Source organism: Actinomadura monticuli, from assembly GCF_041463655.1.
Lineage (GTDB): Bacteria > Actinomycetota > Actinomycetes > Streptosporangiales > Streptosporangiaceae > Spirillospora > Spirillospora monticuli.
The window spans coordinates 391,423-411,815 of record NZ_JAXCEI010000006.1; the positions used below are offsets into that span (position 1 = coordinate 391,423).

General features: G+C 72.2%; 25 protein-coding genes. 16 read left to right on the forward strand and 9 right to left on the reverse strand.

Annotated features, from left to right (window positions below):
- Window positions 1-152: 152 nt before the first annotated feature.
- The 4 genes from SM611_RS16455 to SM611_RS16470 all read left to right on the forward strand — a co-directional run bounded on the left by SM611_RS16455 (window position 153) and on the right by SM611_RS16470 (window position 3,790).
- The gene (locus tag SM611_RS16455) at window positions 153-1,154 is read left to right on the forward strand and encodes a YbgA family protein (RefSeq protein WP_371950412.1); all 1,002 of its coding nucleotides are present in this window, start codon (window positions 153-155) and stop codon (window positions 1,152-1,154) included.
- Between the two features lie 305 nt (window positions 1,155-1,459).
- Entirely contained in the window at window positions 1,460-2,311 is an 852-nt protein-coding gene (locus SM611_RS16460) for a sigma-70 family RNA polymerase sigma factor (protein ID WP_371950413.1), read from the forward strand.
- A gap of 2 nt (window positions 2,312-2,313) precedes the next feature.
- Entirely contained in the window at window positions 2,314-2,664 is a 351-nt protein-coding gene (locus SM611_RS16465) for a DoxX family protein (RefSeq protein ID WP_371950414.1), read from the forward strand.
- A gap of 196 nt (window positions 2,665-2,860) precedes the next feature.
- The gene (locus SM611_RS16470; RefSeq protein ID WP_371950415.1) at window positions 2,861-3,790 is read left to right on the forward strand and encodes a Rieske (2Fe-2S) protein; all 930 of its coding nucleotides are present in this window, start codon (window positions 2,861-2,863) and stop codon (window positions 3,788-3,790) included.
- Window positions 3,791-3,811: 21 nt separating this feature from the next.
- On the opposite strand, the gene SM611_RS16475 is transcribed toward SM611_RS16470, so the two are convergent.
- Window positions 3,812-4,387, reverse strand: coding sequence for a YciI family protein (locus SM611_RS16475; protein ID WP_371950416.1), 576 nt, complete (start codon window positions 4,385-4,387; stop codon window positions 3,812-3,814).
- A gap of 37 nt (window positions 4,388-4,424) precedes the next feature.
- The gene (locus SM611_RS16480) at window positions 4,425-5,381 is read right to left on the reverse strand and encodes a helix-turn-helix domain-containing protein (protein WP_371950417.1); all 957 of its coding nucleotides are present in this window, start codon (window positions 5,379-5,381) and stop codon (window positions 4,425-4,427) included.
- A gap of 101 nt (window positions 5,382-5,482) precedes the next feature.
- Between SM611_RS16480 and SM611_RS16485 the strand changes: the two genes are divergently transcribed.
- Complete coding sequence (locus SM611_RS16485; protein WP_371950418.1) at window positions 5,483-6,511, forward strand: saccharopine dehydrogenase family protein; 1,029 nt, start codon at window positions 5,483-5,485, stop codon at window positions 6,509-6,511.
- A gap of 101 nt (window positions 6,512-6,612) precedes the next feature.
- Here the strand turns inward: SM611_RS16485 and SM611_RS16490 are convergent, their stop codons facing one another.
- Window positions 6,613-7,266: a TetR/AcrR family transcriptional regulator gene (locus SM611_RS16490; RefSeq protein WP_371950419.1), complete on the reverse strand. Its 654-nt coding sequence runs from the start codon at window positions 7,264-7,266 to the stop codon at window positions 6,613-6,615.
- 107 nt (window positions 7,267-7,373) lie between these two features.
- Here SM611_RS16490 and SM611_RS16495 point away from each other — a divergent pair, with 107 nt between their 5' ends.
- Complete coding sequence (locus SM611_RS16495; RefSeq protein ID WP_371950420.1) at window positions 7,374-8,708, forward strand: cytochrome P450; 1,335 nt, start codon at window positions 7,374-7,376, stop codon at window positions 8,706-8,708.
- 266 nt (window positions 8,709-8,974) lie between these two features.
- On the forward strand, window positions 8,975-9,376 hold the full coding sequence (locus tag SM611_RS16500) for a nitroreductase family deazaflavin-dependent oxidoreductase (protein WP_371950421.1): 402 nt from the start codon (window positions 8,975-8,977) through the stop codon (window positions 9,374-9,376).
- A 146-nt stretch (window positions 9,377-9,522) separates the two neighbouring features.
- Here SM611_RS16500 and SM611_RS16505 read toward each other — a convergent pair whose 3' ends face one another.
- The gene (locus SM611_RS16505; protein ID WP_371950422.1) at window positions 9,523-9,921 is read right to left on the reverse strand and encodes an ATP-binding protein; all 399 of its coding nucleotides are present in this window, start codon (window positions 9,919-9,921) and stop codon (window positions 9,523-9,525) included.
- Window positions 9,922-10,057: 136 nt separating this feature from the next.
- On the opposite strand from SM611_RS16505, the gene SM611_RS16510 reads away from it, so the two are divergent.
- The 5 genes from SM611_RS16510 to SM611_RS16530 all read left to right on the forward strand — a co-directional run bounded on the left by SM611_RS16510 (window position 10,058) and on the right by SM611_RS16530 (window position 12,344).
- A complete protein-coding gene (locus tag SM611_RS16510; RefSeq protein ID WP_371950423.1) occupies window positions 10,058-10,858 on the forward strand; it encodes a helix-turn-helix domain-containing protein in 801 nt (266 codons plus the stop codon).
- The gene (locus SM611_RS16515) at window positions 10,849-11,040 is read left to right on the forward strand and encodes a DUF397 domain-containing protein (protein WP_371950424.1); all 192 of its coding nucleotides are present in this window, start codon (window positions 10,849-10,851) and stop codon (window positions 11,038-11,040) included. The genes SM611_RS16510 and SM611_RS16515 overlap by 10 nt, the downstream gene beginning before the upstream one ends.
- A 144-nt stretch (window positions 11,041-11,184) precedes the next feature.
- Window positions 11,185-11,703, forward strand: coding sequence for a MerR family transcriptional regulator (locus SM611_RS16520; RefSeq protein WP_371950425.1), 519 nt, complete (start codon window positions 11,185-11,187; stop codon window positions 11,701-11,703).
- Window positions 11,597-11,875, forward strand: coding sequence for a thioredoxin (gene trxA, locus SM611_RS16525; RefSeq protein ID WP_371950426.1), 279 nt, complete (start codon window positions 11,597-11,599; stop codon window positions 11,873-11,875). Before SM611_RS16520 ends, trxA begins: the two co-directional genes overlap by 107 nt.
- 79 nt (window positions 11,876-11,954) lie before the next feature.
- A complete protein-coding gene (locus SM611_RS16530) occupies window positions 11,955-12,344 on the forward strand; it encodes a YccF domain-containing protein (protein ID WP_371950427.1) in 390 nt (129 codons plus the stop codon).
- Between the two features lie 18 nt (window positions 12,345-12,362).
- Here the strand turns inward: SM611_RS16530 and SM611_RS16535 are convergent, their stop codons facing one another.
- Window positions 12,363-13,196 (reverse strand): phosphoribosylaminoimidazolesuccinocarboxamide synthase, encoded by an 834-nt coding sequence (locus SM611_RS16535; RefSeq protein WP_371950428.1) that lies wholly within the window; start codon window positions 13,194-13,196, stop codon window positions 12,363-12,365.
- A gap of 108 nt (window positions 13,197-13,304) precedes the next feature.
- Here SM611_RS16535 and SM611_RS16540 point away from each other — a divergent pair, with 108 nt between their 5' ends.
- Window positions 13,305-14,192 carry a polysaccharide deacetylase family protein gene (locus SM611_RS16540; protein WP_371950429.1) on the forward strand — a complete coding sequence of 296 codons (888 nt, stop codon included), beginning with the start codon at window positions 13,305-13,307 and terminating at the stop codon, window positions 14,190-14,192.
- Here the strand turns inward: SM611_RS16540 and SM611_RS16545 are convergent.
- The gene (locus SM611_RS16545; protein WP_371950430.1) at window positions 14,134-15,600 is read right to left on the reverse strand and encodes an aminotransferase class I/II-fold pyridoxal phosphate-dependent enzyme; all 1,467 of its coding nucleotides are present in this window, start codon (window positions 15,598-15,600) and stop codon (window positions 14,134-14,136) included. The genes SM611_RS16540 and SM611_RS16545 overlap by 59 nt on opposite strands.
- Before the next feature lie 137 nt (window positions 15,601-15,737).
- Between SM611_RS16545 and SM611_RS16550 the strand changes: the two genes are divergently transcribed.
- Window positions 15,738-16,097 (forward strand): DUF3140 domain-containing protein, encoded by a 360-nt coding sequence (locus SM611_RS16550; protein WP_371950431.1) that lies wholly within the window; start codon window positions 15,738-15,740, stop codon window positions 16,095-16,097.
- Window positions 16,098-16,230: 133 nt separating this feature from the next.
- Complete coding sequence (locus SM611_RS16555; RefSeq protein WP_371950432.1) at window positions 16,231-17,007, forward strand: MgtC/SapB family protein; 777 nt, start codon at window positions 16,231-16,233, stop codon at window positions 17,005-17,007.
- 4 nt (window positions 17,008-17,011) lie between these two features.
- Here the strand turns inward: SM611_RS16555 and SM611_RS16560 are convergent, their stop codons facing one another.
- Genes SM611_RS16560 through SM611_RS16570 form a run of 3 tightly spaced genes read right to left on the reverse strand, consistent with a single transcriptional unit; the run spans window position 17,012 to window position 19,619 of the window.
- Window positions 17,012-17,239: a hypothetical protein gene (locus tag SM611_RS16560; RefSeq protein ID WP_371950433.1), complete on the reverse strand. Its 228-nt coding sequence runs from the start codon at window positions 17,237-17,239 to the stop codon at window positions 17,012-17,014.
- A 49-nt stretch (window positions 17,240-17,288) separates the two neighbouring features.
- Window positions 17,289-18,179 carry an arylamine N-acetyltransferase family protein gene (locus SM611_RS16565; RefSeq protein ID WP_371950434.1) on the reverse strand — a complete coding sequence of 297 codons (891 nt, stop codon included), beginning with the start codon at window positions 18,177-18,179 and terminating at the stop codon, window positions 17,289-17,291.
- Between the two features lie 60 nt (window positions 18,180-18,239).
- Window positions 18,240-19,619: a sensor histidine kinase gene (locus SM611_RS16570; protein ID WP_371950435.1), complete on the reverse strand. Its 1,380-nt coding sequence runs from the start codon at window positions 19,617-19,619 to the stop codon at window positions 18,240-18,242.
- A gap of 163 nt (window positions 19,620-19,782) precedes the next feature.
- Between SM611_RS16570 and SM611_RS16575 the strand changes: the two genes are divergently transcribed.
- Window positions 19,783-20,337, forward strand: coding sequence for an ATP-binding protein (locus SM611_RS16575; protein ID WP_371950436.1), 555 nt, complete (start codon window positions 19,783-19,785; stop codon window positions 20,335-20,337).
- Window positions 20,338-20,393: the final 56 nt, after the last annotated feature.

The following is a 20,393-nucleotide window of genomic DNA, read 5'->3' on the forward strand; positions in this document are numbered from 1 at the left end:
TCACGCACGGTTCGGGGATGCGCACGAGCGTAGGTGCTTCAGCGTGGCCGATGTGTGACTATCCGCTACTTTTCCCTGATTTTGGCAGTCGCTACCCGTACCGGGCGCGGCGCGGTCGGTTATGCCAGGCCAGGCCGGGTACGGCCTCGCCCATGTCAGCGCCCATGCCGCCGCCTGGGCCCGCGGCCGGCCCGGGGCATCCGCGTCCCCGGCTGGCGGTGTCGAGTTGCCTGCTGGGCGCGCCGGTCCGCTACAACGGCGGCCACAGCCGCGACCGCTTCCTCACCGGGGCGCTCGCGCGGCACGTCGACTGGGTCCCCGTCTGCCCCGAGATGGAGATCGGGCTGGGCGCTCCCCGTCCCACCCTGCGGCTGCTCTCCGACGGGCGGATCGTCGCCAAGGACGGGGACGCCGACCACACCAAGGCGATGACGGCGCTGGCGGACGACCGGATCCCCGGCCTCGCGGACGTCGACGGATACGTGTTCAAGTCCCGGTCGCCCAGCTGCGGGCTGCTCAACCTGCCGCGCTACGCGTCCGGCCGCCCCGGTGAGCGCACCGACGGGCAGCCGGTGGACCGCCACGGCCGGGGCCTGTTCGCCGACCGCGTGACGAGGGCGCTCCCGCACCTCCCCACTGAGGAGGACGGCCGGCTCAACGATCCCGGCCTGCGCGAGCACTTCATCGAGCGCGTCTTCGCCCAGGCCCGGCTCCGCGAGTTCTTCGACCGCGACTGGCGGCCCCGGGACCTCGTCGCCTTCCACAGCAGGCACAAGCTGCAGATCCTGGCGCACGACCCGTCCGCCTACCGCGCCATGGGACGGATCGTGGCGCGGGCCGGCACCGGCGACCGCGACGAGCTGGAGTCGGAGTACCGCCGCGCCTTCGCCGACGCCTTCGCCATCCGGCCCAAGCGGGGCCGCAACGCCAACGCGCTCCTGCACGTCCTGGGCCCGCTGAGCGAGCACCTCAACCAGGCACGGCGCCACGACATCGTGGCGGCGGTCGAGTCCTACCGCCAGGGCGAGGCCCCGCTCAGCGTCCCGGTGGCCCTGCTGCGCCACCACGCCGAAGGCGAGGACCTCGCCTACCTGGCCGAACAGACCTTCCTCGACCCGTTCCCGGCCGACCTCGTCCTGCGCCACCACCTGTGACCGCGCGGCCACCCCGCCCCAAGACCCCGAACCGCTCCCGCACCGGCGCCGGCTACGTTGACCTGCGGCGTGTTGGTGAAATCGCCCCCTGCCAAAGCAACAACACGCCGCAGGTCAACGAACCTCGGCCGGTCGGGGCCCAGCGTCAGCCGCGCTCACCGGTCACGGAGGCGAGGAGGACTCCCTCCACGACGTCGTCGTGCGCGCCCACCCGCCGCGCATAGAACCGGTCTCCGCCGGTCGGGTCACCTTTAGTGGCGCCGGTGCGTCTGGTGGGTGGACGGGCACGGAGGACAGGAGGCGTCGTGACGGCAGGGAGCACCGATCGGGTCGCGGTCTTCGACCGCGAGCGGCCGCGGCTGCTGGCGGTGGCGTTCCGCATCCTCGGATCGGACGCCGACGCGCAGGACGTCGTGCAGGACGCGTGGACCAGGTACGTCCGAGCCGACGCCGACGAGATCCGCAACGTGCAGGCGTGGCTGACCACCGTGGTGACCCGGCTGTGCCTCGACCTGCTGCGGCGTTCCCGCGAGGAGCCACGGCGCCCGGAGGACCTGCCGCCGGCCCCCGGCGGGGACGACCCGGAGGACGTCGCGCTCCTCGCGGGCGAGCTGACCGCGGCCTTCACGGTCGTGGTCGAGGCGCTGACGCCGCCGCAGCGGGTCGCGCTCATCCTGCACGACGTGTTCGGCGCGCCCTTCGACGAGATCGCCCACATCCTGGGGACGACCGAGGGGTCGGCCAAGAAGCTGGCCAGCCGCGCCCGGGGACGCGTCCGCGGGACGCCCCGGCCGGACGTGGAGTCCGGCGAGGCCCGGCGGGTCGTCGGCGCCTTCATGCAGGCCGCCCGGCAGGGCGACGTCGACGGCCTCGTCGAGGTCCTGCACCCGGACGTGCTGAGGACGGCCGACCCGCAGGTCCTCCGGCCGGGCGCCCCGCAGCGCGTGCAGGGGATCGAGGCCGTCGTCGAGGAGACCCGCGCCATGCGGGCCAGTGCCCGGCGGGCACGTCTGGCCGTCATCGACGGGCGGCCCGGCATCGCCGTCGGGCCGGGCCCGCTCGCCGCGCTCGTCTTCACCATCGCCGACGGCCTCATCGTCCACTACGACGTCATCGCCGACCCCCGGCGGCTGGCCCTGCTGCACATTGAGGACTGACAGTGTTCATCGGCTACGTCGTCGTCACCCTGGTCACGGTCGCGATCAATGCCGCGATCGTCGTCGCCGACCTGGCGAAGGCCGGGTTCGTCCTTGCCAACTCCGCGGAGGTGGGCGTGCCGCGCTCGTGGCTGCCGCGGCTGGCCGCGCTCAAGGCCGCGGGCGCCGCCGGGCTCGTCCTCGGCCTGCTCGGCCTCGACGCCGTCGGGATCGCCGCGGCGGCCGGGCTCGTGGGGTTCTTCGTCGTCGCGGTCGCGTTCCACGTCCGGGCCCGGGTCTTCTCCAACATCGCCTTCCCCGGCGCCTACCTCGGCCTGGCCGCGGCCTCGCTGGTCCTCGCGATCATCGTCTGACGGACCCGCGGAGGCCCCCGCCGGCTGCCGCGGGCACGGCGCCCTTCGGCAGGGTCGATCCGGTCACGATGAGCGAGGTCGTCCACGACCTGCTGCGCAGCGCCTCCTGACCGCGGAGTCGGGCGAAGGGTTTTGGGGGGTGCTGGGCGGATAGGGAGCGGACTAAATGACGTCGTGTGCCTGGGGGAGGCTGCGAATGAGCATGCCGCAGAAGATGATGCGTCGGCTTGAGCAGGTGGAAGCGCTCGACAAGGTCGCGAAGCCGGTGAGCAAGGCGGTGCAGCGGGCGGTACGGCCCCGCATCGTCCGGAACCTGCTCAGCGGGACGAATCTGGGGCATCCGCTGCATCCGGCGCTCACGGACGTGACGATCGGCGCGTGGAGCATGGCCTCGCTGCTGGACGTCTTCGGGGGGTACGAGTCGGAACCGGCGTCCGACATGCTGATGGCGACCGGCGTCATCGCCGCCGTGCCCACCGCCATGAGCGGACTGAACGACTGGTCCGACACCCTCGGCGGGGAGCGGCGGGTCGGGCTGGTCCACGCGGCGGCCAACACCGCGGCGCTGTCGCTGTACGTGGCGTCGCTCGTCGAGCGCGCGCGGGGGCACCGGCGGAACGGCAAGATCCTGGGCTTCGCCGGGTTCGGGCTGATGGGGGCGAGCTCCTACCTCGGCGGCCACCTGTCCTTCGGCAGGGGCGTCAACGTCAACCGCAACGCCTGGCGGGAGGGCCCGGACGAGTGGACGTCCGTGCTGGGCGAGGGCGAGCTGGCCGAGGGCGAGCACCGCACGGCCGACGCCGGCGGCGTGCAGATCCTGCTGCACCGCATGCACGGGAAGGTGTACGCCCTGGCCGCCACGTGCAGCCACATGGGCGGCCCGCTGCCCGAGGGGACGATCGAACGCGGCTGCGTCACCTGCCCGTGGCACGGCAGCACCTTCCGGTTCGCGGACGGCGGCATCGTGCGCGGCCCCGCGAGCGCGCCGCAGCCCTGCTACGAGACGCGGACCCAGAACGGGCGGATCGAGGTGCGCCTGCCTCCGGCGGGCGTCCCGGCGGGCCCGGCCGAAGAGCGCCGCACGCGCACGAGGCGCCGCACGCCGGCCTGGACCGCCGCCACCTGATCCCGGGCGGCACGGCGCCGCCTACCGCCGGCCGCCGAACTCCCAGTCGTGGACTTCGACGCCCGCGTACCGGTCCTGGTCGAGGACGGTGCGCGCGGCGTCGCCGCCGGACGCCCGGACGAGGGCCGCCGTCCCCACCCAGACGCCGCCGTCGTCGGACAGCAGCGGCCCGTACGCGATCAGGTCGTCGTCCCGGCCGGGCGGCACGGCCGGGCCGGGGCCCTCACCCGGTCCGAGGCCGGGGCCCTCACCCGGCCCGAGGCCGAGCACGAGGAACCGGTCGCCGCCGGTGCGTCCGCCGGGGAAGTCCCACATCGTCCGGCCGAGCAGGTTGCGCCATCGGCGTATCAGCACGTCCCGGTACGCGCCCGCCTGGTAGCCGGGCTCGTCGAACGCGAACGCGCGGGCCGCGGCGGGGTCGGGCAGGTCGACGATATGGACGCTGCCGGTGACCGTCTCGCCGTCGTCCGCGAACGTCGGGCCGCGGGCGATCATCTCCGTCCCGTAGCGGTCCATGTAGGACCAGTGCTCTTCCAGCAGCTCCGTGCGCAGCCGCAGCGACCCGGGCCGGTCCCGGTGGTAGACGAAGAACTCCATGCCCGCCAGTCTCGCCCACCGCGCGCACGGAAGCGGCTCACCCGGGCGGTTCGGCGGCGCGGGAGTGGAAGGTGCGGCGGTAGGCGTCCGGCGGGACGCCGACCGTGCGGTTGAAGTGGCGCCGCAGCGTGGTGGCGGTGCCCATGCCGGTGGCCGCGGCGACGGCGTCGATGCCGTCGTCGGTGGTCTCCAGCAGTTCCTGGGCGTGGCGGATCCGCTGGGTCAGCAGCCATTGCAGCGGGGTGGTGCCCGTCACCGCCCGGAAGCGGCGGCCGAGGTGGCGCGAGCTCATCCGCGCCTGGCGGGCCAGGTCCTCCACGGTCAGCGGCTGGTCGAGCCGCTCGATGATCCAGGGGAACAGTGCGGCGAGCGGGTGGTCGCCCGGGTCGGGCACCGGCGTGGGGACGAACTGCGCCTGGCCGCCGTCCCGGTGCGGCGGCACGACCAGGCGGCGGGCGGCCGTGTTGGCGACGGCCGAACCGTGGTCGAGGCGGACGAGGTGCAGGCACAGGTCCATGGCGGCGGCCTTGCCGGCGGAGGTGAGGACGCTGCCGCCGTCCACGTACAGGACGTCCGGGTCGACGTCCACGAGGGGATGGCGGGCGGCCAGGACCTCGGTGTGCGCCCAGTGCGTGGTCGCGCGGCGGCCGTCCAGCAGCCCGGCGGCGGCCAGCACGAACGCGCCCGTGCAGAGCGAGGCCACCCGCGCGCCCGCCTCGTGGGCCGCGCGCACCGCGTCGACGAGGTCGGCGGGCGGTGCCGCGTCGACGTCCGCCCACCCCGGGACGATCACGGTGTCGGCATGCCGGAGCCGGTCGAGCCCGTGGTCGGGTTCCAGCCGGAACAGCCCGGCCCGGACGGCGGCCGGGCCGCAGACGGCGACGTCGTACCAGGGGGCCGTGACGCCGGCCGGGGCGGACGCGAAGACCTCGTACGCGAGCGCCATCTCGAAATGCAGCATGCCGTCGGTGACGGCGAGCGCGACAGAACGCATGTCCGGAATTGTATGGGTCATGGCGTTCCAGACTCTCGCGGTGGTGCGCCCGCCCTCGTCAGGATGTGTGCGGCGGAGCGTTCGAGCATGAGGGAGGGCCCATGGAATCGGGGCGGATCGTGGTGGTGTACGGCGCGTACGGGCACACCGGGCGGTTTGTGGTGGCGCGGTTGCGGGAGCGCGGGTTCGTCCCGGTGCTGTCCGGGCGCGACGCCGCGAAGCTGAAGGCGATGGCGTACGAGTCCGGGCTGGAGGACCGCCCGGCGCCCGTCGACGGCCCGGCCGCGCTCGACCGCGCGCTCGGCGGCGCCGCGGCCGTGGTCAACTGCGCCGGCCCCTTCGCCGTGACGGCCGCCCCCGTGATCGAGGCGGCGCTGCGCGCCGGGATCCCGTACGTGGACGTCGCGGCCGAGATCGAGGCCAACGCCGACACGTTCGCGCACTTCGGCGACCGCGCCCGCGCCGCCGGGGCGGTGGTCGTCCCGGCGATGGCGTTCTACGGCGGTCTCGGCGACCTGCTCGTCACGGCCGCGATGGGCGACTGGACGGCGGCCGACGAGGCCCACATCGCCTACGGTCTGAGCGGCTGGCACCCCACCGCCGGGACGCGCGCCTCGGGCAGGGTCTCCGGGGAGCGCCGGGACGGACGGCGCGTCCGCTTCACCGGCGGGCGGCTGGAGTACCGCCACGACGACCCGCCGACCCTGGAGTGGACCTTCCCCGACCCGATGGGGCCCCGCACCGTCATCGGCGAGTTCACGATGGCCGACGTCGTCACCGTCCCCAGCCACCTGCCCATCCCCGAGGTGCGCACCTACATGACGGTCGAGGCCGCCCAGGACATCGCCGCCCCGGACACCCCGTCGCCGGCTGCGGCCGACGAGCACGGGCGGTCGGCGCAGACCTTCCTGGTGGACGTCGTCGTGCGCTCCGGCGGCGTCGAACGGCGCGCCGTGGCGACCGGCCGGGACATCTACGCCGTCACCGCGCCGCTGGCGGTGGAGGCGGTCGACCGCATCCTCACCGGGCGGACGAAGACCACCGGCGTCGCCTCCGCCGGTGAGATCTTCGACGCCCCCGACTTCCTTCGCGCCCTGTCCCCGCACATCTCCGTGGAGTCGCGCGCGTAGCGGGCTGGGAGGCCTTCGCGGAGGCCGCCGGTCTCGAAGCCGCGAGCGGCGGCTGAAGAGGAGCGGCGGCCGGCGCGGCGGCTGTGGCGGCGAAGGCCGGGTCAGCGGAGGTGGTGGTGGAGGGGGGCGGCCAGCTCGGTGGTGGTGAGGATGAGGGCGACCGTGTAGTCGGTCAGGTGGTCGCGGTCGATGGTGAGGTCCCCGCGGAACCAGGTGGTGAACAGCTCCCAGAGCCCGGCCGTGAGGGTCAGGCCGGTCAGCTCCACGTCGACGTCGGGGAGGAGGACCTGGTCCATGGTGTCGTGGGTCTGCGCGATGAAGATCGCGGCCATGGTCCGGATGATCTCGATGCGGCGCCGCTGGAGCAGCGGCGAGGCGGGGAACGCGTGCGTGAGGATGTGGGCGCGGCGCGGATCGCCGGTCAGGAAGTCGAGGATGGCGGTGACGACCGCGCGGGTGCGGGCGCGCGGGTCGCGGGGCGCGCCGCGGGCGGCGGACAGGATCACCTCGGTGCCCAGGGCGACCTGGTCGTCGACGACCGCCAGGAGCAGGGCGTCCCGGTCCGGGAAGCTCTCGTAGAAGTAGCGGTCGTTGAGCCCGGCCTCGGCGCACACCTTCCGGACGGTCGCGGCGGCCCACCCCTGGGTGCCGAGCAGTTCCAGCCCGGCCTCCAGCAGCGCGGCGCGGCGGCGGGCGCGGCGCTGCTCGGCGGGCACGCCCCGGTAGGGGCGCGCGGGTGCGGGCTCGGACGTCACAGACCCGATTGTGCCGCATCCCTTGACTTCGCCCCCGGATCTGGGGACGCTGAACACCAGAATTCTGGTGTGTCGCTTCACCAGATGAGATGGGAGCGTGAGGTCCGGTGGCCACGAAGAACCCCCCGCAATCGACGCCAGCGGACATCGACCTGAGCGATCTGCGGTTCTGGGTCCGTCCCCTGAACGAGCGGGCGGAGGCGTTCGCGGCGCTGCGCGCCCGGCCGGAGCCGACGTTCAACGAACTGCCCAAGATGCCGTTCCTCCCGCAGAGCCCGGGGTCGTGGGCGCTGACGCACCACGCCGAGGTGACGGAGGCCAGCCGCAACCCGCAGGTGTTCAGCAGCGAGCCGAGCGCCACCAGCCCGGCCGACATGCCGCGCTGGATGGACAAGTACTTCAACTCGATGATCGACATGGACGACCCGCGGCACGCCAAGATCCGCCGGATCGTGTCCCGGGCGTTCAGCCCGAAGATGCTCGCCAAGGCAGAGGACGACATCGCGCGGCGCGCCACCCGGATCGTCGACGAGCTGATCGAGGCCGGCGGCGGCGACTTCGTGTCGCAGGCCGCGGCCCGGCTCCCGGTCGAGGTCATCTGCGACATGCTGGGCATCCCCGTCGAGCACCACCGCCGTGTGGTGGACTGGACCAACATCATCGTCGGCTACAGCGACCCCGAGTACGTCGGCGCCACCGTCGAGTACGGCGGCGACGGCCCCAAGCTGGGCCGGATCGACACGATCCGCATGCTGGGCACGATCGCGTCGGCGGGCTGGCGGCTGCACCGGCTGGCCTTCAAGCTCGGACGGGAGCGCAAGGCCAAGCCCACCGACGACCTGACCTCGGCACTGGTGAATGCCAACGTCGACGGCGAGCGGCTGAGCCCGCGCGAGTTCGCCGCGTTCTTCCTGCTGCTGGTCGTCGCCGGGAACGAGACCACGCGCAACGCGATCGCGCACGGCCTGAAGCTGTTCACCGAGCACCCCGACCAGCGCGAACTCCTCATGGAGGACTTCGACGGACGCATCGCCGGGGCCGTCGAGGAGATCGTCCGCTACAGCAGCCCCGTCATCTTCATGCGCCGCAACCTCACCCGCGACTACGAGCTGAACGGCCACACCTACCGCAAGGGCGAGCGGGTGACGCTGTTCTACTGGTCCGCCAACCGGGACGAGGCGGTCTTCACCGACCCGGACCGCTTCGACATCCTGCGCTCACCGAACCCGCACGTCGGGTTCGGCGGCCCCGGCCCGCACTTCTGCCTGGGCGCCAACCTGGCCCGGCGCGAGATCACCGTGATGCTCCGCGAGCTGTTCACCCGCCTGCCCGACATCACCGCGGGGGAGCCCGACCGGCTCATGTCCGGCTTCATCAACGGCTACAAGCGCCTGCCCTGCACCTTCACCCCGCCCGCCGACCGTCCCCGCGCCTCGGCCTGAGGCGGCCGGGCGGGGGGCGCTGTCGGAACACGCGCCGAGTGACTAATGTGCCGCTGTGGCGCAGGACGCGGGAAGTGCCGTGGTCGGCCGGTACCGGCTGCTGGAGGTGCTCGGCGAGGGCCCGCCGAGGATCGCGCCGGCCCGTCCGTGGACGGCATACTGATCACCACTGCCGGACGAGGGAGTCGATGGTGCCCAGCGACAGGCCGACGTTCTTCGATTCCGCGTTGTTCGCTCCCGCGATGAAGGCCCTCACCAGGGGACATGTGGCGCTCTTCCGTGCCACCGGCGGACGTGCCGGGAGCCGGTTCCGGTTCGGGAGCGCCTTTCCGTCCGGAGTGCCGGTCTGCCTGCTCACCACTCGCGGCCGCAAGTCCGGAAAGCCGCGGACGATGGCGCTCCTCTACCTCCCGGACGGCGACCGCGTCGTCCTCGTCGCGTCCAGAGGCGGAACGGGACGCCACCCGCAGTGGTACCTGAACATCGGCGCCAACCCCAAGGTGGCCGTTCAGACGGGCCGCCGTCCCCGCCCGATGGTCGCTCGTACCGCGGAAGGCGACGAACGCACCGACCTCTGGCGCCGCCTGGTCGAGTTCTATCCCGAGTACGGCGACTATCAGCGCTGGACCGACCGCACGATCCCCGTCGTCGTCTGCGACCCCGCCTGATCCACCCCGGGTGCGTTCTCGGCGAGGTCGAGAAGAGCAGTCGCTCGGCTGAACCACATGAGTCCTGGCCAAGATGACCAATCGTCCGGCTGCGGCACCGGCGGACACCCGTAGGGACGGACCGGGGGTCGTCCCTCCGCTGGTCTTCAGGTGCGGTCGATGACCGCGAAGACGACCTTGCCGGAGTTGCCGGCCAGGGCGCGGATGCCCCAGCAGCGGGCGTACTGGTCGACGATGAACAGGCCACGGCCACTCTCACTGGACGCGTCGGCCGCCAGCAGGTGCGGGAGGCTGCACGCGGCGTCCTGGACCTCCATCCACAGGGCGTCGTCCTCGGTGCGGCTCAACCGCAGGACCACGTCGCCGTCGGCCTCGGACGTCGCGTGCTGGAGCGCATTGGTGACCAGCTCGCTGGCCACCAGGCACGGGACGAAGTCGTCCATCCCGTACTCGCCGGTGACCAGCCGCACGAACTCCCGGACCTCCGCGACCCCCTTGAGGTCCCGCTTCACCACCATCTCGCTCTGCGTCGCCGCCTGCCCCATGACCGCTCCTCACTATGTGTGGCGTACTGCACACAGTTAGCCACTTTCGGAGCTAGGATTCGCATGCACTCCTCAAGTGGATTGCAACGGCACGGAGAGAGACGTATGTGCAAGTTACCAAGAGAGGTAAGTCGCCATGGCCGTACGGCGTCAGCGTCCCGATGACTCCCCCGCCCTCGTCGCGTTCGGCCGCCAAATGCGACGGCTGCGGGAGGCCAAGGACATCAAGCAGGAGACGATCGCCCACCTGACAAAGGTCAGCCCCGCCCAAGTGAGCCGGATCGAGGGCGGTAAGAAGCGCGCCACGCGCACATTCGTGGAACTCGTGGACGACTACCTAGAGGCAGGCGGATCACTCACCAGCCTGTGGGATGACCTCAACAAGGACGGCCACCCGGTACCGATCTGGTTCGACTGGCCGCAAACAGAATCCGAAGCCGCAGAACTGGTCACCTGGCAGCACACCATCGTCCCTGGCCTCCTCCAGACTCCGGCCTACGCCCGTACATTCCTCACCTCGGACGAAGCCGTGGAAGCCCGCATTGCTCGCCAGGCCATCCTCACCCGCGAGGACGCGCCTCCCACGGTGCTGACCGCGCTGCTGAGCGAGAGGGTGCTCGACTACCTGGTGGGCTCGCCCGAAGTGATGCGCGAACAGTTCGAGCACCTGCTCGCCCTCAGCGAACTGCCCAACATCACCATCCAGATCGTCCGCAACAATGGGCGACCGGCGGGCACAGGCGGCGCCTTCGTGGTGGCTACCATGGAGGACCGGAGCGAAGTCGCCTATATGGAGACGACGGTGCGAGGCATCACGACCGACAACCCCTCGGACCTCGCCAAACTCTCCGAATCGCTCCGAGAACTGCGAGCGAGGGCGCTCCCCGAAGACATGTCCCGGGACATGATCAGAGAGGCGTTGGAGAAATGGACCTGAGCAACGTCACCTGGCGCAAGGCAAGCCGCAGCGGTGAGAACGGCGGTGACTGCGTCGAGCTGGCGGGCGTGGCTGGTGCGGTGGTGGCGGTTCGGGATAGCAAGGACCCGGACGGGCCTGTCCTCGTGCTGACCCGTGCGGCCCTGCGCACCGCCGTCCAGTCCGCCGCCGACCTGCACTGACCCCCCCGCGTTGACCTGCGGCGTGTTGTTGTTATGAGCGCACGGAAAGCAACAACACGCCGCAGATCAACGGAAGAATCGGGCTTGACCTTGACGCCGGTGTGAAGGGATAGCGTCGCGATCGGCCACGAGGAGGACGGACCGATGCGGATCGGGGAACTCGCCGCACGCGCGGGCGTCAGCACCCGCACCCTGCGCTACTACGAGGAGCAGGGGCTGCTGCCGGCGCGGCGCGCGTCCAACGGGTACCGGCTGTACGAGGAGTCCGACGTCCGGCTCGTCGCGGAGATCCGGTCGCTGCTGGCGGCCGGGTTCACGCTAGACGACACGCGTCCGTTCGTCGACTGCTTGCGCGCCGGGCACGCCGACGGGGCGTCCTGTCCGGAGTCCGTCGCGGTGTACCGGCGGAAGCTCGCGGAGATCGACACCGAGATCGGCGCGCTGATCCGCCTGCGCGCCGACGTGGCCGGCCAGCTCGCGCGGGCCTGTCCGGGCTGCGCGCTCTCACCGGAGGGGACGAATGCTCACACTGACCAGCGAGAACTTCGACGAGCGGGTGCTGCGCGCCGACAGGCCGGTACTGGTCGAATTCTGGGCGGACTGGTGCCCGCCGTGCAAGATGATCGCGCCGATCCTGGAGCAGATCGAGGCGGAGCACGGTGACCGGCTGACCGTCGCGAAGCTCAACGGCGACGAGAACGCCGACATCGTGGCCCGGTACGGCGTCATGGGCTTCCCCACCCTCAACCTGTACAGCGGCGGCGAGGTCGTCCGGCAGATCGTCGGCGCCAAGCCCAAGCGCGCCCTGCTCGCCGACCTGGAGGGCCACTTCTGATCCGGCCGGTCCAGCGCGGACCCGCCCTGGGACGATCTATGCTCGGGATCACTGGGGTGCTGCCGTCGGGAGGTCGCTCGTGCGGACGTTGCTGAACGTCATATGGCTGGTGCTGGCAGGGTTCTGGATGGCGCTGAGCTACGTGGTCGCCGGAATCATCTGCTGCATCCTCATCATCACGATCCCGTTCGGCATCGCGTCGTTCCGGATCGCGGGGTTCGCGCTGTGGCCGTTCGGCCGGACGACGGTGCCCAAGCGCAACGCGGGCGTCGGCTCCCTCATCGGGAACATCATCTGGATCATCGTCGCCGGCTGGTGGCTGGCGCTCGGGCACCTGGTCACCGGCGTGCTGCTGTGCATCACGATCATCGGCATCCCGTTCGGCATCGCCAACTTCAAGCTGATCCCGATCTCCCTGACGCCGCTCGGCCACGACATCGTCTCGTCCGGCGACCGCTCCGGCTTCTGAGAGCACCCGCCGGCCGGGTCAGGACGTCCAGGGGGTGCCGGTGAGGCGTTCGTAGACCTCGGTGTAGCGGGCGCGGGTGGCGTCCACGACCTCCCGGGGGATGGCCGGGCCGGGCGGGGTGCGGTCCCAGTCGAGGGTGCTGCTCCAGTCGCGGACGAACTGCTTGTCCAGGGAGTGCTGGGCGCGGCCCGGCGCCCAGTCGTCGGCGGGCCAGAAGCGGGACGAGTCGGGCGTCAGGACCTCGTCGCCGAGGACGAGCGTGCCGTCGGCGGCGCGGCCGAACTCCAGCTTCGTGTCGGCGATGATGATGCCGCGTTCGGCGGCGAGGGCGGCGCCGCGCTTGTAGATCTCCAGCGTGACGTCCTTGAGCCGCGCGGCGGTGTCGGCGCCGATCTCGTCCACCACGTCGGCGTAGGTGATGAACTCGTCGTGGCCCTCGGTGGCCTTCGTGGTCGGGGTGAAGATCGGCTCGGGGAGGCTGGACGCGTCGACCAGGCCGCCCGGCAGCGCGATCCCGGACACGGTGCCGTTCTTCTCGTACTCCTTCAGGCCGAGGCCGGTGAGGTAGCCGCGGGCGATCCACTCGACGGGGAGCATGCTGAGGCGGCGGCAGCGGATGGCGCGCCCGGCCCACTCGTCGGGGACGTCCGTCGCCGACACGACATGGTTCGGGATGATTCCGGCGAGCTGCTCGAACCACCACAGGGACAGTTGGGTGAGGATCTTGCCCTTGTCGGGGATCCGCGTGGGCAGGACGACGTCGTAGACGCTCACCCGGTCGGACGCCACGAGGATCAGCTCGTCGCCGTCCGCGTAGACGTCCCTGACCTTCCCGGAGTGGATCAGCTCCATGTCGCTCCTCAGCTAGCGGTCCCGCCGGATAGGAGTCTGGCACAGCGCCCTCCGGCGCCCCCACGAGGGCCGATAGGTTCTGAGCAGCCGGGTGGGGGAGGGCGAGGGGTGCGGGCTTTTCGGGTGGTGGCCGGTGCCGCCGTGCTGGTCGCGGTGCTGGGGGCGCGGGGATGCGAGGCGGCCGAGCCGAGCCGGGTGGCCGCGCCGGTGCAGGCGACGCGGGCGCCGGCGCCGAGTGCGGCGCCCGTCGTCCGGGACGAGGCCGCGGTCTGGCGGAAGTGGGGCCTCGCGCCGCTGCCGCCGGCGCCCGCTCCGCCGCAGGACGCGCCCCTCAAGCTCGGCGGCAAGGGACCCGTGAAGGTCTTCGACCGTGTCCCGACCGAGGAGCGGGTCGTCTTCATCACGATCGATGACGGTCAGGAGAAGGACCCCCGGTTCGTCCAGATGCTGACGGACCTCCGGGTGCCCGTCACCATGTTCCTCACCGACAACGTCGTCATGGACGACTACGCGTACTTCCGGCCCTTGCAGGCTCTGGGGAACCAGGTCCAGAACCACACGCTGACCCATCCCGTCCTGCCGGCGCTCGGGCTGGACGGCCAGAAGCGCGAGATCTGCGGCAACCAGAAGGCGCTGACCGAGCAGTACGGGACGAGTCCCACCCTGCTGAGGCCGCCCTACGGACGATGGAACTGGGTCACGCAGCAGGCGGCCCGCGAATGCGGCGTCGACGGGATCGTCATGTGGCGCGCCTCCATGCAGATCCACGACATGCAGTACGACGACGTGAACAAGAGGCTGCACCCCGGCGACATCCTGCTGGCCCACTTCCGGGGCCCGGAGCAGCTCAAGGGCGAGACGATGACCGGGATGTTCGCCCACATGCTCAAGCGGGTGCGGCGCCAGGGCTTCGCCGTGGCCCGCCTGGAGGACTACGTCAGTCTTCGATCAGGACCCGGATCGTCTTCACCGACGGATCCGCTCCGTCGGGGATGACCATTCCGCCGTCGACGCCGGTGCGCAGGTAGTCCGTGACCGGCGCCGTGATCCGTTCACCCGGCAGGACGGCCGGGATGCCGGGCGGGTACGGGGTGAGCATCTCCGCGCTGACGCGTCCGATGGCGTCGCGCGCGGGGACCTGCTCGGCGGGGCCGAAGAACGCGTCGCGCGGCAGCACGACCAGTTCGAGCCGCAGCTGCTTCGGGGACGGCACGTAGATCTCCGGCGACCCCTTCAGATCGCCGGCGTGCGCGTGCAGGTCGCCGAGCGCGGCGAGGAGTCGCGCGGCCGTGTCCTTGTCGTCGGCGAAGGTGAGCTGCGCGCTGATCCGCCGGTGGTCGGCGAGGTGCATGTTGACGCGGTGGTGCTCGCGGAGCCAGTCGGCGGCGCGGTAGCCGGTGACGCCGAGCCCGGCGATGTCGATGACGATCGGCAGGGGATCGAGGTCGCGGGCACGTCCGGGGCCGGTGAACTCGGTCCGGCCCTGGACGTCTAACCCGGGGATGGCGGATATCTTCGCGCGGACGCCGGACGCCAGGTCGAGCGCGTCCTGCAGCAGGGCCTCACCGTGTTCCACCATCTGCCGCCGCCACCCGTCCAGCCCCGCGTAGAGCAGGACGGACGGGCTGGTGGTGCCGAGCAGGTCCTCGCGGGCCTTGAGCACGTCGGGGTCGACCAGGTCTCCCTGCTGGTGGAAGACGGAGCCCTGTTCTAGCCCGGCACCCATCTTGTGGACGCTCGTGACGCACACGTCGGCGCCGGCGTCCATGGCCCAGGTGGGGAGGCCGGGGTGGAACGGCAGGTGCGCGCCCCACGCCTCGTCCACGATGAGCGGCTTGCCGCGGCGGTGGCAGGCTTCGGCGATCGCGGCGAGGTCGGCGCACGTCCCGTACGGGGTGGGGCTGGTGACGAGGGCGCCGCGCGCGTCGGGGTGCTCGTCGAGGCGCGCCGCGAACGCCTCGGGGGACGGCGGGTGCGCGAGGTGCCGGACGGCGTCCCACTGCGGTTCCACCCAGATCGGCCGGACGCCCGAGAGGATCAGGCCCGAGACGACCGACTTGTGGGCGTCCCGCCCGATGAGGAGCTTCTCGCCGGGGCCCGCCACCGCCAGCATCGCGCTCTTGACCGAAAGCGAGCTGCCGCACGTGGAGAAGAACGTCCGCTCGGCGTGGACGGCGTCCGCCATCAGCTCCTGGGCCTGCTCCAGCACCTCGTTGCTCGACATGCGGTCGTCCAGGCCGGAGATCGCGAGGACGTCCGACCGGAACACCGCGTCACCGAGCACCTCGCGCACGCGCGGGTCGGCGCCGCGGCCCTGCTTGTGGCCGGGCGGGGTGAAGGGGAGCTGCTCTTCGCGATGGTAGGCCGCGAGGGCGTCGAGGACGGGGGCCTGGGAGTGGTCCATGGGCGGACGTGTGCCCGGCTCGCCGTCCCTGTAACGCATGGCAGGTCAGGCAACACGGTCATGTCCCAGCAATGTGGGACGAATGGGGCGGTGAGCATCGGGTAGGGCGGTCCGCAACGGCCGAGAGGGAGTTGCCGATGAAAGATCGCATACCGGCTGACGTAGAGCTGGCCTGGGAGGACTTCCACCGGGTCGTCAACATGACCTCCGACGAACTGCGGACGTGGCTGCTCACGGACGCCTCGGGCGAAGAGGCGTTCCCGGCGGGCGGACGCGGCCCGGGGGTCGACCGGCTCGGCGCCCGCGTGGTGGACGTGCTGCGCAAGCGCAAGGTCGACCTGACCGAGGGCGACGCCGAGCTGATGGTGGAGGTCGTGGACTTCGTCGAGGACCGCCTGGAGCACCGTCCGCCGAACGCGGAGCGGGACGAGGAGTGGCGGCACGCGCTGATGAGCGTGGGGCACGACCCGCTGCGTCCCGAGCCGTCCAGCGCATAGGGCGAGGCGAGCCTGTCCCGGGAGCGGAACCCGGGGCAGGTTTCGCATGCCGTGGCCTGCATGGGGAGGTTTGCGGGTGCTTGTGATGGTTTGTGATGGCTTGTGGGACGCGGCGGGAGGGTAGGGACAACGGGTGATCGAGCTGTCGCCGGGCCAGGGGTTCGTCCAGATCGGTGAGCTGCTCCTGGCGATGGTGCTGTCGGCCGCCATCGGCCTGGAGCGCGGGCTGCGCAACAAGAGCGCCGGGCTGCGCACGCACACCCTCGTCGGCGTCGGCTCCGCCCTGTTCATGCTGGTCAGCAAGTACGGGTTCGAGGACGTCCCGGGCAACGTGTCGCTCGACCCGTCCCGGGTGGCGGCGCAGATCGTGTCCGGCATCGGGTTCATCGGCGGCGGGCTCATCTTCGTCCGGCGGGACGCGGTGCGCGGGCTGACGACGGCGGCGGTCGTGTGGGTGACGGCGGCGGTCGGCATGGCGGCGGGCGGCGGGCTGCCGGTCCTGGCCGTGGCGGTCACGGCCGTGCACTTCCTCGTCGTGTACGGGCTGAGCGGGCTGTCGCACCGGCTGCCGCTGCGGCGGTTCCGCCCGGCCGGGACGGTGCGGATGCGGCTCGTCTACCGGGACGGCCGGGGCGTGCTGCGGCAGGTGCTGATGGAGTGCACGCAGCGCGGGTTCGTCATCCTGGAGGTCAACGTCGACCGCGACTACCTGCCGGACGACTCCGACCGCGGCCGGGACGAGCGGCGCGACCGGCGCGAGCCCGCCGAGCGGCGGCGGCACGGCAACGCGGTCGTGTCGCTGGTGCTGGAGGGCACGGGCTCGGTGCCCGATCTCACCGCGCACCTGAGCGAGCTGGACGACGTCGTCGGCGTCACGGTCGGCTCCGACCACGGCGACGACAGCGAGTGAGCCGCTACGGGACCTCCGTCTGCGGGCTGTAGCCGTCGTCCTCGCCGCCGGGGGTCTCGGCCTCGGCGATCGGCGGGTCGGTGGGGCCGGGGGTGTGCTCCTCGGCGAAGTCCGCTTCGGTGTCCTGCGGCGCGCCCGCCTCGGCGCGCCGGTCGGCGAGCGGCTTGTCCTCGTCGCGCTTGTTCGAATCGTGCTCGTTCGCGTCGTGCTTGTTCGAGTCGTGCCCGGTCATCGCCCCTCCTCGTCGGACTCGAACGGAGGCGATACCCGGAGGGCGAATCTCAATCCTCCGGTCCTGGGGCGCCGGCGCGGACGAACGCGATGAGGCGGGCGGCGTCCTCGGCCTCCAGGACGATCCCGAAGTCCCGTTCGAGCGTTTCGGGCAGCTCCTCCGGGGCGAGCTCGCGGGACTCGGCGGAGCCGTCCGGACGGGTGACGGTCAGCGTCGTCCCGTCCAGGGCGCGGAGGGCGTCCGGCGAGAACCGCTGCGTGAACGGACGGGTCGTGAACGGCGACCGGGGATTGGTCGAGACGTAGTAGTTCAGCACGTCGAAGTCGACCCGGAACGCCTCGTCCAGCGTGAACGTGTGCCGCTGGAGCCAGCCGTCCGCTCCGGTCTGGTGGAGTTCCCAGCCGGTCGTGGGCGGGGTCCACGCGGTGACGGTGCGGCCCCGCTGGAGGCGGAAACCCCAGCCGTCCTGGACGACCTCCTCGCCGTCGACGAGGCGCAGCGGCTCCAGCGGCCCGCCGCCGAAGCCCACGTCGCACAGCCAGGCGGGCTCGTCGCGCGGCGCGCCCGGCGCGCGGACGTGCAGCAGCGCGTGCGTCGGCGGGCGGAGGTTCGCCGCGCCCAGCGTGACCCGCCCGGTCAGGGCCGTGACCTCGTACCCGAGCCGTTCCAGCACGGCCGCGAACAGCCGGTTGTGCTCGAAGCAGTATCCGCCGCGCGGCCGCTCGACGAGCTTCGCCTGGACGGCGTCCAGCGACAGCCCGATCGGCCGCCCGAGCATGATCTCCAGGTTCTCGAAGGGGATCGACGTGACGTGCGCCCGGTGGAGCGCCCGTAGCGCCTCCCCGGTCGGCGCCGGCTCGCCGTCGTATCCGACACGCTTCAGATAGGCGGGCAGATCCAGCAGCTCGCCCTGCCACCCGTACCCAAGGTCCTCGCCCATGACGTCCTCTCGCCGATCAACGGCATAACACCGGATCCGCCCTGATTCCTCCCGATGTGCTCAGGCGAGTGGGAGCCGAAGGACGAACCGGGCGCCGCGCGGGCTGTCGGCGACGCGCAGCGAGCCGCCGTAGATCTCGGCGATCTCGCGGGCGATGGGCAGGCCGAGGCCGGTGCCGTGCGGGTCCCGGTCGCGCGACTCCGGGAGCCTGGCGAATCGCTCGAAGACCCGTTCGCGGGACTTCTCGGGGACGCCGGAGCCGTCGTCCAGGACCTCCACGACCGCCTCACCGTCGTCGCGGGCCACGGTGACCCGGATCCGCGACTCGGCGTGCCGCTCGGCGTTGTTCAGGAGGTTGGCGAGCACCCGGCCCAGCCGCACCGTGTTCGCGGCGACGACCACGCCCGGTTCGAGCCGGGTCTCGATGGGGACCTGGCCTCCGCTCAGCGCCAGCTCGCGGCGGGCCAGCTCGGCGAGGTCGACGGGCTCGACGGTCGCCGGGGTACGCGCGTCGAGCCGGGACAGCTCCAGCAGGTCCATGACGATGTCGCTCAGCCGCTGCACGTCGGCCATGGCCGCGCGGACCATCGGTTTCCAGGGGTAGTCGTCCGGTTCGTCCAGCGCGACCTCCAGCCGCATGTACAGGCCGGCGATCGGGTTCCGCAGGTCGTGCGAGGCATCCGAGACGAACCGGCGCTCCCGGTTGGACGCCTCCTCCAGGCGCGCGAGGGTGGCGTTGACCGTCTCGGTGAGCGCCTGCATCTCGCCTTCCGTCCGCGGCACCGTGACCCGGCGGTCCAGGCCCCGGGCGCCGACGTCCGCGAGTTCCGCGCGGAGGCGGTCGACCGGGACCAGCGCCCGCCCGAGCGTGTACCACGTCCACCAGGTGATGAGGGCGAGGAGCACGGCGAGGATGAACGCGGTGCCCACCGGCAGCAGCCACACGTCCAGCGGGGTCGGCAGCGGGGACGCGGCCATGACCATCACGCCCTCCCCCCACGGCGACGTCCGCAGGCGCAGGCCGAACACCCAGACGCAACCGTCCAGGGAGGCGGGGCATGCCCGCTCGTCGATCAGCAGGACGTTCCGCTTGAGCCGCGGTTGCGCGAAGGCCGGGCGTCCTTCGGCGGCCTTGCTGGCCGCCTCGACCGTTCCGTCGGGGCTCACGACCTGGACCAGCGGCGCCTCGTCCGGCTTGACGGTGAGTGCCTGGCGCTGCGCGCCCGTGGAGACGTCGAACGCGATCCGCTCGGCGGTCCGCTCCGATTTCCGCGCCACCCTGTTCGTCGCCCAGTCCCGGGCGAGGAGCATCACCAGGACGAACACCAGCACCAGGATCAGCGCGGACACCGCCGCCGTCAGGACCGTCGCGCGCCCCCGCACCGAGAAGAGCAGGCGGTTCCGCCAGCGGCGGACGCGGTCCCGCCTCTCCGTCGTCACAGCCGATCCCCCGGTGCGGTACTCGTGGTCACCTTGCACTACTCAGCGTAACCATTCGGTCCCGGGTGTCCGATCGGCCCGCCGGGGGGCGTGAACGGAAGGCCGGTGCGGGGCCGTACAGCGAGGTGGCGGGCGACTTTCCGGACGTGAAGGGAGCCGTCGGGTGGGCGTCGAGGACGCGTTGCGGGCCGCCGTGGCCGGCGATCCGGGCCTGCGGGCCGGTTCCGTCCGGCGTGGGGGAGGCGGTGCTGTGGGGGAGGCGCGGGAGTGCACGGTGATCGGCGAGATCACCGTGCCGGGGGAGCGGCGGTCGGTCGGGGTCGTGCGGCGCTTCGTCCGCGACCTGGTGCCCGGCCTCCCCGCCCTCGACGACATGATCATGGTGGTGAGCGAGACGGTCGCGAACGCGGTCACGCACACGGCGTCGGGGCTGGACGGCGGGCGGGTGACGGTCGTCCTCGCGGCGGGCGACGGGGTGTACCGGCTGGAGGTCGCCGACGACGGCGCGGCGGGCGCGCGCCCGCACGTCAGGGCCCCGCGGGCGCAGGACGGCGCCGGGGCCGAGACGGGACGCGGGATGCGGATCGTGGAGGCGCTCTCGGCGCGCTGGGGGTTCCGCGCGGACGGGCCGCGGACGGTGGTGTGGGCGGAGTTCCCGGCCCCGGCCGCTCGGCGGCGGGACCGGGGCCGGGAGACGCCGCTCAGCGGCCCCGGTTGAGCCGGCCCGTACGAGCCGGCGCCCCCGTACACGGCCGACGAACCCGCGTGGACGGG

Bases quoted from the DNA above. Each gene is read 5' to 3' on its own strand.
- SM611_RS16455 (WP_371950412.1), top strand. From the start codon at position 153: ATGTCAGCGCCCATGCCGCCGCCTGGGCCCGCGGCCGGCCCGGGGCAT.
- SM611_RS16470 (WP_371950415.1), top strand. From the start codon at position 2,861: ATGAGCATGCCGCAGAAGATGATGCGTCGGCTTGAGCAGGTGGAAGCG.
- SM611_RS16475 (WP_371950416.1), bottom strand. From the start codon at position 4,387: ATGGAGTTCTTCGTCTACCACCGGGACCGGCCCGGGTCGCTGCGGCTG.
- SM611_RS16480 (WP_371950417.1), bottom strand. From the start codon at position 5,381: ATGCGTTCTGTCGCGCTCGCCGTCACCGACGGCATGCTGCATTTCGAG.
- SM611_RS16485 (WP_371950418.1), top strand. From the start codon at position 5,483: ATGGAATCGGGGCGGATCGTGGTGGTGTACGGCGCGTACGGGCACACC.
- SM611_RS16505 (WP_371950422.1), bottom strand. From the start codon at position 9,921: ATGGGGCAGGCGGCGACGCAGAGCGAGATGGTGGTGAAGCGGGACCTC.
- SM611_RS16510 (WP_371950423.1), top strand. From the start codon at position 10,058: ATGGCCGTACGGCGTCAGCGTCCCGATGACTCCCCCGCCCTCGTCGCG.
- SM611_RS16515 (WP_371950424.1), top strand. From the start codon at position 10,849: ATGGACCTGAGCAACGTCACCTGGCGCAAGGCAAGCCGCAGCGGTGAG.
- SM611_RS16520 (WP_371950425.1), top strand. From the start codon at position 11,185: ATGCGGATCGGGGAACTCGCCGCACGCGCGGGCGTCAGCACCCGCACC.
- SM611_RS16535 (WP_371950428.1), bottom strand. From the start codon at position 13,196: ATGGAGCTGATCCACTCCGGGAAGGTCAGGGACGTCTACGCGGACGGC.
- SM611_RS16545 (WP_371950430.1), bottom strand. From the start codon at position 15,600: ATGGACCACTCCCAGGCCCCCGTCCTCGACGCCCTCGCGGCCTACCAT.
- SM611_RS16550 (WP_371950431.1), top strand. From the start codon at position 15,738: ATGAAAGATCGCATACCGGCTGACGTAGAGCTGGCCTGGGAGGACTTC.
- SM611_RS16560 (WP_371950433.1), bottom strand. From the start codon at position 17,239: ATGACCGGGCACGACTCGAACAAGCACGACGCGAACGAGCACGATTCG.
- SM611_RS16565 (WP_371950434.1), bottom strand. From the start codon at position 18,179: ATGGGCGAGGACCTTGGGTACGGGTGGCAGGGCGAGCTGCTGGATCTG.